The 13,681-nt window shown below is 72.6% G+C and carries 12 protein-coding genes and 1 tRNA gene; 8 read left to right on the plus strand and 5 right to left on the minus strand.

Annotation, left to right across the window (positions count from 1 at the left end):
* The first annotated feature begins 87 nt into the window (after window positions 1–87).
* From rsfS to OO014_RS15460, 7 genes are all read left to right on the plus strand, one after another.
* Window positions 88–528: a ribosome silencing factor gene (gene rsfS, locus OO014_RS15430; protein ID WP_272463213.1), complete on the plus strand. Its 441-nt coding sequence runs from the start codon at window positions 88–90 to the stop codon at window positions 526–528.
* Window positions 525–1,208 carry a histidine phosphatase family protein gene (locus OO014_RS15435; RefSeq protein WP_272463214.1) on the plus strand — a complete coding sequence of 228 codons (684 nt, stop codon included), beginning with the start codon at window positions 525–527 and terminating at the stop codon, window positions 1,206–1,208. The genes rsfS and OO014_RS15435 overlap by 4 nt, the downstream gene beginning before the upstream one ends.
* A 94-nt stretch (window positions 1,209–1,302) precedes the next feature.
* Window positions 1,303–1,378: transfer RNA gene (locus tag OO014_RS15440), tRNA-Ala, on the plus strand.
* A gap of 59 nt (window positions 1,379–1,437) precedes the next feature.
* Window positions 1,438–2,406 carry an AMP-binding enzyme gene (locus OO014_RS15445; RefSeq protein WP_272463215.1) on the plus strand — a complete coding sequence of 323 codons (969 nt, stop codon included), beginning with the start codon at window positions 1,438–1,440 and terminating at the stop codon, window positions 2,404–2,406.
* On the plus strand, window positions 2,390–3,532 hold the full coding sequence (locus OO014_RS15450; protein WP_272463216.1) for a thiolase family protein: 1,143 nt from the start codon (window positions 2,390–2,392) through the stop codon (window positions 3,530–3,532). Before OO014_RS15445 ends, OO014_RS15450 begins: the two co-directional genes overlap by 17 nt.
* A complete protein-coding gene (locus OO014_RS15455) occupies window positions 3,523–4,215 on the plus strand; it encodes an energy-coupling factor ABC transporter ATP-binding protein (protein ID WP_272463217.1) in 693 nt (230 codons plus the stop codon). The genes OO014_RS15450 and OO014_RS15455 overlap by 10 nt, the downstream gene beginning before the upstream one ends.
* Entirely contained in the window at window positions 4,212–4,814 is a 603-nt protein-coding gene (locus OO014_RS15460) for an energy-coupling factor transporter transmembrane component T family protein (protein ID WP_272463218.1), read from the plus strand. Before OO014_RS15455 ends, OO014_RS15460 begins: the two co-directional genes overlap by 4 nt.
* A 27-nt stretch (window positions 4,815–4,841) precedes the next feature.
* On the opposite strand, the gene OO014_RS15465 is transcribed toward OO014_RS15460, so the two are convergent.
* The 4 genes from OO014_RS15465 to OO014_RS15480 all read right to left on the minus strand — a co-directional run bounded on the left by OO014_RS15465 (window position 4,842) and on the right by OO014_RS15480 (window position 12,283).
* On the minus strand, window positions 4,842–7,175 hold the full coding sequence (locus OO014_RS15465; protein ID WP_272463219.1) for a CHAT domain-containing protein: 2,334 nt from the start codon (window positions 7,173–7,175) through the stop codon (window positions 4,842–4,844).
* A 124-nt stretch (window positions 7,176–7,299) separates the two neighbouring features.
* Window positions 7,300–7,902, minus strand: coding sequence for a biotin transporter BioY (locus tag OO014_RS15470; RefSeq protein WP_272463220.1), 603 nt, complete (start codon window positions 7,900–7,902; stop codon window positions 7,300–7,302).
* 145 nt (window positions 7,903–8,047) lie between these two features.
* On the minus strand, window positions 8,048–10,000 hold the full coding sequence (locus tag OO014_RS15475; protein WP_272463221.1) for a caspase family protein: 1,953 nt from the start codon (window positions 9,998–10,000) through the stop codon (window positions 8,048–8,050).
* A gap of 9 nt (window positions 10,001–10,009) precedes the next feature.
* Entirely contained in the window at window positions 10,010–12,283 is a 2,274-nt protein-coding gene (locus OO014_RS15480; protein ID WP_272463222.1) for a CHAT domain-containing protein, read from the minus strand.
* 203 nt (window positions 12,284–12,486) lie between these two features.
* Here OO014_RS15480 and OO014_RS15485 point away from each other — a divergent pair, with 203 nt between their 5' ends.
* Window positions 12,487–13,098, plus strand: a complete 612-nt coding sequence (locus OO014_RS15485; protein ID WP_272463223.1) for a YgjV family protein — start codon at window positions 12,487–12,489, stop codon at window positions 13,096–13,098.
* A gap of 95 nt (window positions 13,099–13,193) precedes the next feature.
* On the opposite strand, the gene OO014_RS15490 is transcribed toward OO014_RS15485, so the two are convergent.
* Window positions 13,194–13,562 (minus strand): thioesterase family protein, encoded by a 369-nt coding sequence (locus tag OO014_RS15490; RefSeq protein WP_272463224.1) that lies wholly within the window; start codon window positions 13,560–13,562, stop codon window positions 13,194–13,196.
* Window positions 13,563–13,681 lie beyond the last annotated feature (119 nt).

The following is a 13,681-nucleotide window of genomic DNA, read 5'->3' on the forward strand; positions in this document are numbered from 1 at the left end:
GGCGCCGTGTGGCGCGCCCCCCGTCGAGCCGCTCCGCCTGGGCGTCGCCTCGGCGTTGCCCGAGGCAGTCCCGTCGCAAGGAGACCAGTGACAGCAACATCCCATGCCCTGCAGCTCGCCAAGGCTGCTGCGGACGCCGCGGCCGAGAAGATCGCCGACAAGGTGACGGCCATCGACGTCAGCGACCAGATGCCGCTGACCGACGTCTTCGTGATCGCCTCGGCCGCCTCCGAGCGGCAGATCGGCGCCATCGTCGACGAGGTCGAGGACCGGCTCCGCGAGCTCGGTTCCAAGCCCATCCGGCGTGAGGGTGAGCGGGACGGTCGCTGGGTGCTGATCGACTTCGGCGACATCATCGTGCACGTCCAGCACGAGGACGAGCGCGAGTACTACGCGCTCGAGCGCCTCTGGAAGGACTGCCCCGAGATCGACCTGGCGACGATCGAGGCCCCGGCCCGACCGGGCGGCCCTGTCGGCTCGACCACTGACGCGCCTGACTCCGACGGCGAGGCGGGCACGACGCCGTGAGCGTGACCGGTGCGGGGGCGGCCAGCTCGACACCCGCGTCCGGAGCCGGCCGCCGAGTCGTCATCCTGCGGCACGCGGAGACCGTCGACAACGCCGCCCGGGTGTGGCAGGGCCACAAGGACACGGAGCTCTCCGAGACCGGCCGCCAGCAGGTGGCGGCCGCTGCACCGCACCTGGCTGCCTACCGACCGGCCCTGCTCGTCTCCAGCGACCTGCAGCGGGCGGCCGCGACGGCCGACGCCATCGCGTCCCTGACGGGGCTCGAGGTGCGGCTCGACGCGCGACTGCGTGAGGTCCACGTCGGTGAGTGGCAGGGGATGCACGCCGACGAGGTTCGGGAGAGGTACCCCGAGACGATCGCCGCCCTCGACCGCGGTGAGGACGTGCCGCGCGGCCTGACGGGAGAGACGCGTGCCGAGGTGGCCCATCGGGTCGGTGAGTGCGTGCGTGAGGTGGAGCGCGAGCTGCTGCCGGGCGAAACGGCCGTGATCGTCGCCCACGGGGTGTCCGGGCGGATCGGCGCGACCGAGCTCGTCGGGCTCGACCAGGACGTCTCGGACGTCATCTTCCGCGGCATCGACAACTGCCACTGGATCGAGCTCGTCGAGAGCAGCAAGAGCTTCAGCGCCCGGTCACGCTGGCGGATCTCGGGGTGGAACCTCGGCCCGTGGCGGCTCTGACCGCGGCGCCCGAGGGCGGCGCCGCCGCGGATTTGGGCCGAGGCGCCATCATTGGCTAGAGTGACGCAGGCACTTCACGGAAGTGAGTTCCAACGGGGCTGTGGCGCAGCTGGTAGCGCACCTCCATGGCATGGAGGGGGTCAGGGGTTCGAGTCCCCTCAGCTCCACCAGATGACGAAGGGCCGGACGACGTGTCCGGCCCTTCGTCGCATCTGCCCCAGGAGGTTCCATGACGGACCACGTCCGGCCCGAGGAGCACGCCGACCCGGTTGCAGCGGTGCTCGCCGCTCGCCGTTCGGGCGCCGGGCTTGCGCTGCGGACGTCCGGGACGGCCGGGCCGACCGTGCGACGGGTGCTCCGCACGACCGAGTCGTGGTGGGGCTCCTTCCCGGCGTACTCGCAGCTGACGGGAGTGGAGTCCGGAGCGCGGGTGTGGGTGCCGGGGCCGCTCACCTCCACGATGAACCTCTTCGCCGCCGTGCACGCGGCCTGGGCGGGCGCCGAGCTCGTGGCCGATGCGGTCGCGGCGACCCACGCCTGCCTGACCCCCGCGCAGCTGGACCGACGCGGCGCGGGGCTGCCCGCCGGAGCCCGGGTCGTGCTGGCGGGCTCGGGTGTGCCGGAGCCGGTTGCCGCCGCGGCTCGACAGCGGGGACTGCGGCTCGACCACTACTACGGCGCGGCAGAGCTGAGCTTCGTGGCGGCGTCCTCGGGCGACCTCGTGCTGCGGCCGTTCACCGGTGTCGAGGTCGCCATCCGGGACGTCCCGGTTCCCGGGACCATCTGGGTGCGGTCCCCCTGGCTCTGCGACGGCTACGACGGGCCGCCGGGCCCGTTGCGGCGCACCGCTGACGACTGGGCCACCGTCGGCGACCTCGGACGTCTCGACGACGGGGTCCTCACCGTCCTCGGTCGTCCGGAGGCCGTGGTGACCGCTGGTGCCACGGTGCTGGTCGCGGAGGTCGAGGCGGTCCTCGCGGAGTTCGCCCGGGGGAGCGTGGTCGTGCACGCGGTCGCTCATCCGACCTTCGGACAGGTGGTCGGAGCGACCCTGACCCGGGCCGCTGACCGGGAGCTCCTGGAGCGTGCGGCGCGGGCCGAGCTGCCGGCGAGCCATCGCCCGCGAGTGTGGCGGGTCGTTGAGCAGCTGCCGCTCACCGAGGCGGGGAAGGTGGACCGTCGTGCCCTCGCGGAATGAGCGAGCGAGCGATGCGCTCATCGTCGCTGCACGCCGCACCCCCATCGGCACCGCGGGCCGCGCGCTCGCCGGCGTGACCGCCGCCCAGCTGGGGGCCGTCGTCCTGGAGGCTGTTGCCAGCGAGCTCGAGGGACCTCCTGCTGAGGTGATCCTCGGCAACTGCATGGGACCCGGTGGTGACGTCGCGCGAGTGGCTGCCCTCGAGGCGGGGCTGCCGAGCTCGGTCCCGGCGCTGACCGTGGATCGGCAGTGCGCGAGTGGGCTCGCGGCGATCGAGCTCGGCGCGCGACTCGTCCGCGCCGGGTCGGCACCGGTGGTCGCCGGCGGGGTGGAGAGCGCTTCGACGGCGCCGTGGCGCTACTGGCCCCCGCGGGACGGCGAGGCGCCGGTCCGCTACGAGCGGGCCCCGTTCGCGCCGCCCGCCGACGACATCGACATGGGGCTCGCCGCCGACCTTCTCGCGGAGGAACGCGGCGTCTCCAGACAACGGCAGGACGCGTATGCCGCTGAGTCCCACGCGCGCGCCGTGCTGGCGGCAGCGCGGGGTGAGTTCGCCGACGAGATCGTGCCGGTGGGCGGTGTCGTCGCGGACGAGCGGCCCCGGTCGGGCCTCACTCCGGAGCGCCTGGCGCGGTTCCCGGCCACCTTCCGGGAAGGGGGCACCGTGACGGTGGGCAACTCGTGCGGCATCAATGACGGTGCCGCCGCGGTGGGCATCGTCCCCGTCACCGCGGCGGGTGCCGCCGGGCGGCCGGGGCTGCGGATCATCGGGGCGGCGTCGGCGGGAGTGGCCCCGACCCGGCCGGGGCTCGGCCTCGTCCCTGCGGTGGAGCAGGCCCTCGCAGAGGCGGGCCTCGGGACCGACGACCTCGATGTCATCGAGGTCAACGAGGCGTTCGCCGGCCAGGTCCTGGCCTGCTACGACGCTCTCGCGATCGATCCGGCCCGGGTCTGCCTCGGCGGCGGCGCGCTGGCGCTGGGCCACCCCTGGGGCGCCAGCGGCGCCGTGCTCGTCGTTCGGCTCTTCACCCAGCTCGTGCGGCAGGGGCGGGGCCGCTACGGACTCGCAGCCGTCGCGGCGGGCGGCGGGCAGGGGACGGCGCTGGTGGTGGAAGCATGCCGCTGATCGAGTTCGACTCCGTGAGTCACGCCTACGCCGTCTCGGGTGGCGAGCGGACCGTGCTGTCCGACGTCTCGGTGAGCCTGACGGAGCATCGCATCGGCGTGATCGGTGCCAACGGCTCCGGGAAGTCGACCTTCGCGAGGATGGTCAACGCGCTCGTCGTCCCCAGAGCGGGCAAGGTCCGGGTCGACGGGCTGGACACCGGCAGGGAGGCACGCGCCATCCGTCGCCGGGTCGGCTTCTGCTTCACGGACCCCGACGCGCAGATCGTCATGCCCACGGTGGCCGAGGATGTCGCTTTCGGCCTGCGCCGCCACCGGCTCACGAAGCAGGAGGTGGCGGCGCGGGTCGACGCCGCGCTGGAGGCGTATGGGCTCCAGGAGCACCGGGACCACCCCGCCCACCTGCTGTCCGGTGGCCAGAAGCAGCTCCTGGCCCTCGCGTCGGTGCTCGTCACCGATCCGGACGTCGTGGTGATGGACGAGCCGACGACGCTCCTCGACCTCGTCAATGCCCGGCGGGTGCGCGACGTGGTCGCGAGCCTGCGGCAGCAGGTCATCCTCGTCACGCATCACCTCGACCTGCTCGACGACTTCGACCGCGTCCTCGTCTTCCACGACGCCCGACTGCGTTTCGACGGCTCGCCTCACGAGGCGGTCGCCGCCTACCAGCGGCTCGTCCTGTGAGTGCCCTCGCCGTCTACGTCCACCGGGACTCGGTCGTCCACCGCCTGCCCGCGGGGGCCAAGCTGCTGCTCCTCGTCGCAGCGGCCGTGGCCACGTTGCGGCTGAGCCGGCCGTGGCACGTCGCACTCGCGCTCGCGATCGTGGCGCTGCTCCACCTCGCCGCGCGGATCCCGTGGCGCACCGCGGTGGCGCAGGTCCGGCCACTCGTCTGGTTCCTGGGGGCGCTGGCGGCTTTTCAGGCCGTCGTCGCGGGGTGGGAGAAGGCGGTGGTCGTGGTCGGCGGGATGCTGGCGCTCGTGCAGCTGGCGGCCCTCGTCAGCCTGACGACTCCGACGACGGCCATCGTCGATGTCGTGGTGCGGTGCGCCCGGCCGCTCCGTCGGCTCGGGGTCGACCCGGAGCGGCTGGGGCTGCTCGTCGCGCTCGGCATCCGCTCGGTGGCGGTCGTCATCGAGCTGGCTCGGGACGTCCGCCAGGCCCAGCTGGCTCGCGGGGCCGCCTCGAGCCCGTTGGCCTTCATCGTGCCCCTGGTCGTGCGCAGCCTCCGGCACGCCGACCGGCTGGCCGACGCCCTCGTTGCCCGGGGCGTGGACGACTGACCGACGGGGCGGCTGCCCCGCCGTCGATCAGCTCTCGTCGCGGAGCAGCGCCGTGTGCCAGAGCGCGGGCCGCAGCTGTGCCTTGCCGCTCCACTCGGGGTTGCTGCTCAGTGCCAGGCGCAGCTTGCCGGTCGCGGAGGCGTCGCTGACGTTCAGGTTGAGCCCGATGACGCTGCCGCGAGCCGGGGCGATCTCCCGCCCGAGCAGGGCCCACGGCACGCGTCCTTCGAGCTCGTAGCCGGCTGCGGTCGCCCTCCGGGCCACGTCGATGTCACGGGCGAGCCGGGGGGCTCCGAACGCGTCCTTCGCCGCTACCTGGATGGCGGCGACGGCGTCGCGGTCACCGTCATCGGCGACGCCCAGCACGACGTGCACGTCGCGACCCGGCCGGAGGCCCTCGGTGGGCCGCAGCCGCCGTGGGTCGGGCCCGAGCTCGAAGGAGACCGAGTCGCCCGCGGAGAACGACCTCGGGTCCGAGGACCGGACCGGGGTGATCTTGGGGTCGGTCACCACGACGTGGACATACAGCGCGTCCTGGTCCCAGAGCAGCTGCCAGGAGCTCGCCACGCCGGCTCGGTCGCCACCGGGTGGTTCGACGACGGAGCTCACGAGGTGACTCGGCAGGGACCGCCAGTCGTCGAACTCCCTGTCCACCACTGGCGCAAACGGGGCGCAGCCCACCACGAGGCTCGACCGGCTGGCCTGAGGGCTCGGTGCCGGGGAGGGCTGCGAGGCTGAGCCGCACGCCGCCTCGACGAGGGGGCCGACCCGTTGGGCCAGGCTGGGCAGGTTCAGCCACGCCGAGAATCCACCGATGAGCAGGGCGGCCCAGAAGACCATCTTGAGCACGGTCCCGACGCGGAGCCGGCGCCGGCCGCTTCTGCCTGCGCGACGCGCGAACGGGGTCGGTCGGGGACGGGTCGACGGCTGCCTTGAAGCCGGCTGCGGTCGCGTCGGCTGCGGCTCTCGCTCCGGACTTCCACCCTCGGGTGTCTGGCCATCCTCGGTGGGAGCCTCCGGTGGCGCGGCGGGGGCCGGCGTCGGGGGCTGGGTCTGCGGCGTCGTGCCCTGGGGGCCGGAGCCCGTCTGCCGGAGGCCGTCGAGGAGCGCGGCTGCGTCCGCGTAGTCGGGACGTTCGGCCGCGAGCTGTTCGAGGAGCGGCAGTGCGACGTGCAGGCTGCCGGCAGCCACGGCCTGCTGGGCGGCCGTGTACAGAGACTCCCACCGGCTCTCCGGCGCGAGCTCGGCGACCCGTCCGAACGCCCGGAGGTCGAAGGGCTGGCCGGAGCCGGAACGAAGTAGCACTGGGGTGCCCCACTCCGCGGCCTCGTCCGCGAGGGCCATCGCCTTGCGAACCTCGCACATGGCCGCGTCGACCGGCAGCCCACGGGTCAGGAAGTAGTAGAACTCGTGGCTGAAGACCAGCGCTGCGCGGTCGGAGATCTCGGTCTGCATGGCAACGACGGCCGGGAGCCCTTGGCGGACCAGGGACTGGGCCACTCCGGAGAAGGCGTCCCGGCCGCTGGAACGTGCCCCTTCGCAGGCGTTGAGGACGACGAGCTGCATGTCCTCGGCATCGTGCAGGAGTGTCCCGAGCTGGTCGCCGCTCACGCGGTGGGCGGTGCCGTCCTCGCGATCGAGGGCGAGGACTCCCTGGTCCGGGCCGAGGTCGAAGCCGCCGTGCCCGATGAAGTGGAAGACGTGGAAGTGCTGCAGCAGGGCCCGCTGGAGCGTGCTCAGCGTGGCGTCGGCCAGCACGACGATCTCGAGCCGACCGCTCTGCACGAGGTCGCCGGTCGTGGCTCGCAGGAGCTGTTCCTCACGCTCGACCTGGAGTCGCGGGAGGTCGGTGGGGCTGGAGATGAGGACGAGGACCCGCAGCGGTGCGTGGAGCTGAACCGGGGGCGGGTCGTCGAGCGAGTCGAGGACCCGGACGACCGGCGTCTGGGTCGACAACGTCAGGAAGCGGCCGAGACGCGCGTCATAGAGGTACTCCCAGGGCACGGAGTCGAGGTCCGGCACGGAGTCGAGGCGCAGGCGGACCCGGAGGCCCAGGCGCTGTTGCTTCGCGAGGTGGAGGCTCTCGCGGAAGGCGCGGTCGACGTCACCCGAGAGCAGCGCGGCGGTAAGGCGTCGCCCGTACTCCTTCACGTCCAGCACGCGGGTGGCGGCGGGGACGAGGCGGCGCGACGCCACCCTGGCCGGGCCGACGGCGTTCATGAACTGAGCCAGCTCGACTGCCGTGAAGGGCAGCACGAAGGGTGCGTCGGCCGGCCCGGCGGGGGAGCCGAGGACGCGGGCCACCAGCTCGCCCCCCGCACGAACGAGGGCGAGGTCGAAGTCGAGATAGTCGCGCTCCATGGCGAGCCCCCAGAGATCCCTTGGTGGAGGGTGGATCAGGCTGACCTCTTACTCGGAGGCTAGACCCGCCGACGCTGATACCTCAGCGAATCCGCGACATCGGTGCAGCCGTTGGCTCGCGCCGTCAGTGAGTGGCGGTGTCGTGGACGTGGTCCGCCGCTGGGCGCGGTTGCGGCAGGAGACCGGGGTAGGCGCGGTGCACGGCGCCGGCGACGATGGTCGCGACGACCGCCTTGGCCAGGTCGCCGACGAGGAAGAGGGCGCTGCCGGCCAGAGCAGCACGAAGGCTGATGCCGGCCCGCCAGGCCGTGGCCGGCACGCCGATGGCGTAGAGCACGACGATGCCGCCGAGGATCATGGCCAGGAGCCCGTAACCGGTGTGGAAGGGGCTCCCGCGGCGGTAGATGAGCCCGCCGATGACGAAGGCCGCGATCGGGAAGCCGATGAGGTAGCCGACGCTCGGTCCGGCGAAGACCCCGAGCCCACCTCGGCCACCCGAGAGCAGTGGCAGCCCGAGGGCGACGAGGAAGAGGAAGACCAGCACGGCAGCCGCACCACGGCGTGCGCCGAGGACCGCTCCGGTGATCATGATGCCGAGGGACTGGACCGTGATCGGCACCGGAAAGCCGAACGGCGAGAACGCGGGGACCAGGCCGAGGACGGCGATGAAGCCCGCGAACGTCACCGCGAGGGCGAGGTCGCGGATGCGGCTGTCGGTCGTGCTCACGGAGCTCCTCAAGTGATCTGGGCAGTGCTGGGTGGCCCGCGTCCGGCGCACTGGCCCGGCTCGTGAGCGTGCCAACCGTACGCGTTGTCCGAAGGCAGGGCCAAAGCGTCCACCGGCGGCCCAGCAGACAGCGGATGAGTCGCTGTCAGCTCCCACGGGGTCGGATGGTCACGACATGGAGGTCGTCGGTCCGCCAGTCGGCGACGCCTGACGGTGGGGTGGCCGGTCGGACGCTCCGCGTCGCGACGCGCCCGAGCATCCGGTCGAGCGTGGACGTGGGCGCGGTCCCGCCGCGGAGGACCGGTGCCGCAGTTGCCACGTCGACGTCGAGCTCGGGTTGCTCGAGGGATCGAGGGTCGAACTCCAAGGTGCTCGTGACGATCTTCAGGTGGTCGGTGACCATGACGGTGCCTTCGTCCCACAGGGCATCGGAGAGCTGGCCGACGAGGGACACCGCGGTGGCCGCGCCCGCGTCCAGGCAGGTCGATCCCGCGGGGAAGGCATCGGTGAAGATCCCGTAGGTCTCGGTGAGGTCGAGCAGCGCACACCAGAGGGGCTGCTGGGTGGTGTTGGTCAGGGTGACCGTGAAGGGCGGGGGCCGGTCGTCGACGTAGGAGATCTCGAGGCGTCCGTCGGCCGCCAGACGGCCGGCGTCCGACTCGACGTCGATCCGCACGGCGCCGGAGGGCAGCTGCGTCGCCGGGTTGCACAGCGAGGAGAGGCGGAGCCAGCGCGCCACCCGCTCCAGCGCGACGATGGTGCGCTCCTCCCGGTGGTGCCCGGCCACGACGGGCACGAGCGGACGGGTGACACCCGGACGCGTGATGGCGAAGCCGTCCGGCAGCGCGCGCACGACGAGGTCGGCGGTCGCCGGGTCCGCCTGCAGCTGGATCAGGGTCGAGTCGGCGGACGCTGCGGCAGCCTCCAGGGCCTCGGCTCCGGCCGACTCACCGAGGATCGCGACCTCGACCGGCTTGAGCGGGATCGTCTTGATGACCGCGCGGTAGACGAACGCCGGGTCGAGGTCCGGTGTGACGTCCACCCGCGACCGGTCGGGCAGGACGGAGGTGACGGCCGCCTCCGCCAAGGGCGCGCCGTCGGTCTCGCCTCCGAGCGCGTAGACGGCGAGCTCGGTGGTGTCCTCGCCGATCGGCTCGGGGACTCCGTGGACGGCCCCGGCGTCGATGCTCCATCCGTCCGGGAGGTGGCTCAGGGTCAGCTGCGCGGGCCGGGCCGGAAGGACGCCGCCGAGGAACGCGCGGTCGAGGTCGGTCGCGTCCCCGGTCTCGAGCTGGGGGTGCTGGTCCTCGACGCGGGCGAGCACCCCGGCGGTGACGAAGCGGTGGACGTCGCGGTAGGTGAGCCGGCTGCCGTGGTCCCGCAGGGCGCGTTCCAGTGCCGCCGAGAGGGCGCCGCGACCACGACCGGCGATGGTGAGTTCCTTGGCGGTCTCGGCAGCCCGGCACGCGGCGAGGAGCACGTGGTTGGCCCCGGGGGGCGTCGCCCAGGCGGAGCGGGTCGTGGCGCCCGGTGCCTCGCGCCGGGTGGAGCCCACGTCGGTGGTCGCCTCCGGCAGGAAGCTGGACCCGGGCCGCGTTCTCGGGTCCTCCGGCGCCAGGCGGAGCCGGACCGACCCATTGGCGTCCCGCGTGCCGTCACCCGAGTGGCAGCAGTCGAGGACGACGAGCAGATGGCTGACGGCCCCGGCCACGGCCGTGAGCAGGCCGTTGAGCTCCTTGTCGGCGAGGTCCCATCCGCCGGGCGAGCGGCTGTCGGCCAGAACGAGCGTCTCGTTGCGCCGATCCGGTTCCTGCGTCCACAGCTCCGCGGGCGCGTGCTGCTGGGAGCCGTGCCCACTGAAGTAGAAGAGCGCGGTCGAGTCGGGGCCCCCTGCCGCGAGGTGGGTGCGCAGCGCGTCGACCACGGCCTGCCGGGTGGCGCCCTCGTTGGTCAGCAGGCGCAGCTCGAGGTCGTCGGCGGGGATCAGGGTCGTGAGGGTCTCCGCCATCGCCGTGACGTCATTGACGCACCCGACGAGCGGCGGGACCGGCTCGGGGTAGGCGTCGATCCCGACGAGCAGGGCGTGGAGGCTCGGCACGTCGGTCCCTCAGCTCACGTCGCCCAGGATGATCGGCTGCCACGCCCCGGGTCGGCGCTGCACGATGCGATCCGGGTTGCTGCTGATCATGGCGAGGTGGTTCCACGGGTCCAGCCGGGCGTCGCTGATGTTGACCTGGCCGGCCAGGACGGCGCCCCGCGTCGGAGGGTCCACTCCGAGGACGGCCCACGGGACCCGGGCCTCGATCAGGTAGCCGTCGGGCGTGCGTGCCAGCGCGGCCTCGATCTCGGGCACCGCGCCCCCCGGCGGGAAGTCGCCGCCGGCGGCGGTGTTGATGGCGCCTCGGGCCGCGCCCCCGGGTGCGACGCCGATGATGACGTGCCGGTCGCGGCCGTTGCGGACTCCCGCGCCCGGTCCGAGCTCCCGGGCATCCGGCCCGATCTCGAAGGAGATCGAGTCACCTCGCCAGTACTGGTCCGGCTGCGACTCGTCGACCTCGATGATCACGGGGTCGACCACGTCGGCCTGGACGTAGAGCGCATCCCGGTTCCAGAGCAGTCGAGCGGTGCCGTGGACGCCATGGGGGTTGGCGCCGCTGCGGGGGAAGATGACGGCATCGATACCGACGCCCGTGACGCCGGCCCATTCGTCGAACCGGCCGTCGATGATCGGCGGCGTGGGGGCGCACGCGACGAGGAGCTCGGCCTCGGCACGCGGGATGTCGGCAACGGGTCCGCAGGCCACCGTGACCGCATCGGGACCGGCGCTGGGTCCGGCGCTGGGTCCGAGCGGGGTCGGGTCCTCCGCCAGGCTCGCGGCCCAGACGATGAACGCGATGACCCCGACGAGGAGCAGGGCCAGGGCTGCCGCCAGCCACTTCCACCCGCTGCCGGTGCGACGCTCCGGCATGAGCGTCACCCTCGGGGGTCCCTGAGGCGGAGCGGTCGGGCCCGACGGTGGTGGAGGCGCTGGCGGCGTCTGGGGCCGCGGCGTGGGCCCAGATCGAGCCGGCCCCGCCGGCGGGGGCAGCTCCTGCAGCTCAGGCGGTGCCTTGACCGCGTCCAGCAGGAGGGTGACATCCGCGTAGTCCGGCCGCTCGGAGGCGATCTGCTCCAGGATCGGCACCGCGGTCTGCGGGGTCGCAGAGGCCAACGACGACTGCGCGGCGGCGTAGAGCGACTCCAGCCGTCCCTCGGGGGCCGGCTCGGCGGTGCTCCGCAGAGCTGACACGTCGAAGGGCTGGTCCAGGCCCGACCGGACGAGCACGGCGGTGCCCCACTCGGCCGCCTCGTCGGAGGTCGCCATGGCCTTGCGCACCTCGCAGATCGCCGCGTCGATGGGCAGGCCGCGGGTGAGGAAGTAGTAGAACTCGTGGCTGAAGACGAGGGCGGCCCGATCGGAGATCTCCGTCTGCATGGCGACGACGGCGGGCAGTCCCTGGCGCACGATGGCCTGCGCGACCCCGGAGAAGGCGTCCCGTCCGCTGGTGCGGGCCCCCTCGCAGGCGTTGAGGACCACGAGCTGCATGCCGTTGGCGTCGTGGAGCAGGGTGCCCAGCCGCGAGGCGTCGACGCGGTGGCTCGTGCCGTCCTCCCGCTCCAGGACGAGCACTCCCTCGCCGGCGCCCTGGTCGAAGCCGCCGTGCCCGATGAAGTGGAAGACGTGGAAGGTGTCGATCAGGGCGCGCTGGAGCTCGCTCAGCGTCGCTCGCGTCAGGACGACGAGCTCCAGCCGACCGCTCTTCACGAGGTCGGCCGTGGTGGCCCGCAGCAGCTTCTCCTCGTGGGCCACGGCGAGCTCGGGCAGGTCCGACGGGCTGGAGATCATGACGAGGACCCGCAGTGGTGCGGTGACCTGGACGGGGGCCGGCACATCGAGCGCCTCGACGGAGCGGACGATCGGCGTGTGCGACGACAGGGTGAGGAAGCGGCCCAGCTCGCTGTCGTAGAGGTACTCCCAGGGGACCGGCTCCAGGTCGGGTGCCCCCTGGAGCGAGAGCCGGACGCGGAGGCCGGCGCCCTGCTGCTTGGCGCTCGAGAGGCTCTCGCGGAACAGGCGTCCCACCTCCCCGGCGAAGAGCGCGTCACCGAGGCGCCGGCCGTGGTCCTTGACGTCCATCACGCGCGTCTCCGCGGGCACGAGTCGACGCGACGCCACGCGAGGCGGTCCGACCGCCGTCATGAACTGCGCGAGCTCCACGGCCGAGAAGGGCAGGGCGAACGCGGCGGACCCGCCGCCGGCAGGTGATGCCGCCACGCGGGCGACCTGCCCCGTCGGCGTGCTCTCGATGGAGACCTCGAAGTCCAGATAGTCGCGTTCCACGGCGACCCCCTCACCGAACGGACCCACTCGGATCGGCCCATCCCTGACCTTCTTCAGAGGCTAGACCTCGGATGGGTGATACCAGCCGGATTCACGTGATCAGGGCACCGGTGTCGCGTTTGCAGTGACCGCGCTGCCGACCGGTACGGCCTACGCCGTGTGGGGCGAGGGGGAGACGCAGGTCTGATGGGTAGGCTCCGCCCATGGAGGGTTGGTGGCTCGAGGCAGTGGGCTGGATCGGCTCGGCCGTCCTCGTCTGGTCGCTCCTCCAGACCCAGCTGCACCGGTTGCGGCTGATCAACCTCGTCGGGTGCGTGGTCCTGATCGGCTACAACCTCGCCGTCGGGGTGTGGCCGATGGTCGGCCTCAACGTCGTGCTCGCCGTCATCAACGTGGTGCACCTCTCGCGGATGTCGCGACAGCGCCATGACGCTGCCGCCTACGAGGTGCTCGAGGTCGACGGTGACGACCACTACCTCCGGCACGTCCTGCGTGTCCACGAGGCCGACATCCGGCGGCACAACCCCAGCTTCGTCCACGACCCCTTCACCGGTGACCCGTCCTTCCTCGTCCTCAAGGGCGACGCGACGGTCGGTGTCGTGCTGATGCGCGACCTGGGCGACGGTCGGGCCCAGCTGCTCCTCGACTACGTCACCCCGCCCTACCGGGATCTCTCACCCGGTGAGTTCGTCTTCGGGCCGGACGGCCCGTTCCGCTCGCGTGGCTTCCGCAGGGTCCTCACCCCGCACGACATGGTCGACCCCTACCACGAGCGTCTCGGCTTCCACAAGGACGGCGACGCCTACGTGCTGTGACCGCGGGACCAAGCCCAGCGGCATACGGCCGCAGTCTTCTTCGTATGCCGCTCAGCTCGCTCCCGCGCTGAGCCGGCGGGAGCGCTCGGGCGGGCTCAGACGAGCTTGCGGCAGCGGTTCATGAAGCGCTCGGGGTCGACGACCGCACGGTGGACCTCCCCGTTGCCCAGCTCGTCGCCCTCGGCGTCCTTGACGCTGACGAAGCAGACGAGGCGGCGACCGTCGTTGATCGGCTCGGCGCAGTGGACCGTCACCTCGGTGCCGACCGGGCTGCCCTTGACGTGCTCGAACTTGACCATCGTGCCGACCGTGGTGTGGTCGTCGTCGACGGACTTTTGGCACACCTGGAACGCGGCGCTCTCGCACCACTGCACGAGCCGCGGCGTCGCGAGGACGTCGAGGTCGCCGGTGCCGAGTATTGCGGCCGTGTCGTCCGGTGTCACGGTGTGCTGGAAGTGGCGCATAGGCATTACTCGAGTCTGGCACGGTTCTGGAGTGCCGCTGCGCCGGTGTCCCAAAAGGTGATCTGATCGTCGCCGCGTGTCCCACCCCGCCCACGTCCGGCTGGCTGCCACCCTTGCCG

The organism is Intrasporangium calvum (assembly GCF_028446585.1).
In the GTDB taxonomy this organism is placed as follows: Bacteria; Actinomycetota; Actinomycetes; order Actinomycetales; family Dermatophilaceae; genus Intrasporangium; species Intrasporangium calvum_A.

Coding starts and splice junctions, on each gene's coding strand:
- OO014_RS15445 (WP_272463215.1), top strand. CDS start 1,438: ATGACGGACCACGTCCGGCCCGAGGAGCACGCCGACCCGGTTGCAGCG.
- OO014_RS15455 (WP_272463217.1), top strand. CDS start 3,523: ATGCCGCTGATCGAGTTCGACTCCGTGAGTCACGCCTACGCCGTCTCG.
- OO014_RS15465 (WP_272463219.1), bottom strand. CDS start 7,175: ATGGAGCGCGACTATCTCGACTTCGACCTCGCCCTCGTTCGTGCGGGG.
- OO014_RS15485 (WP_272463223.1), top strand. CDS start 12,487: ATGGAGGGTTGGTGGCTCGAGGCAGTGGGCTGGATCGGCTCGGCCGTC.
- OO014_RS15490 (WP_272463224.1), bottom strand. CDS start 13,562: ATGCGCCACTTCCAGCACACCGTGACACCGGACGACACGGCCGCAATA.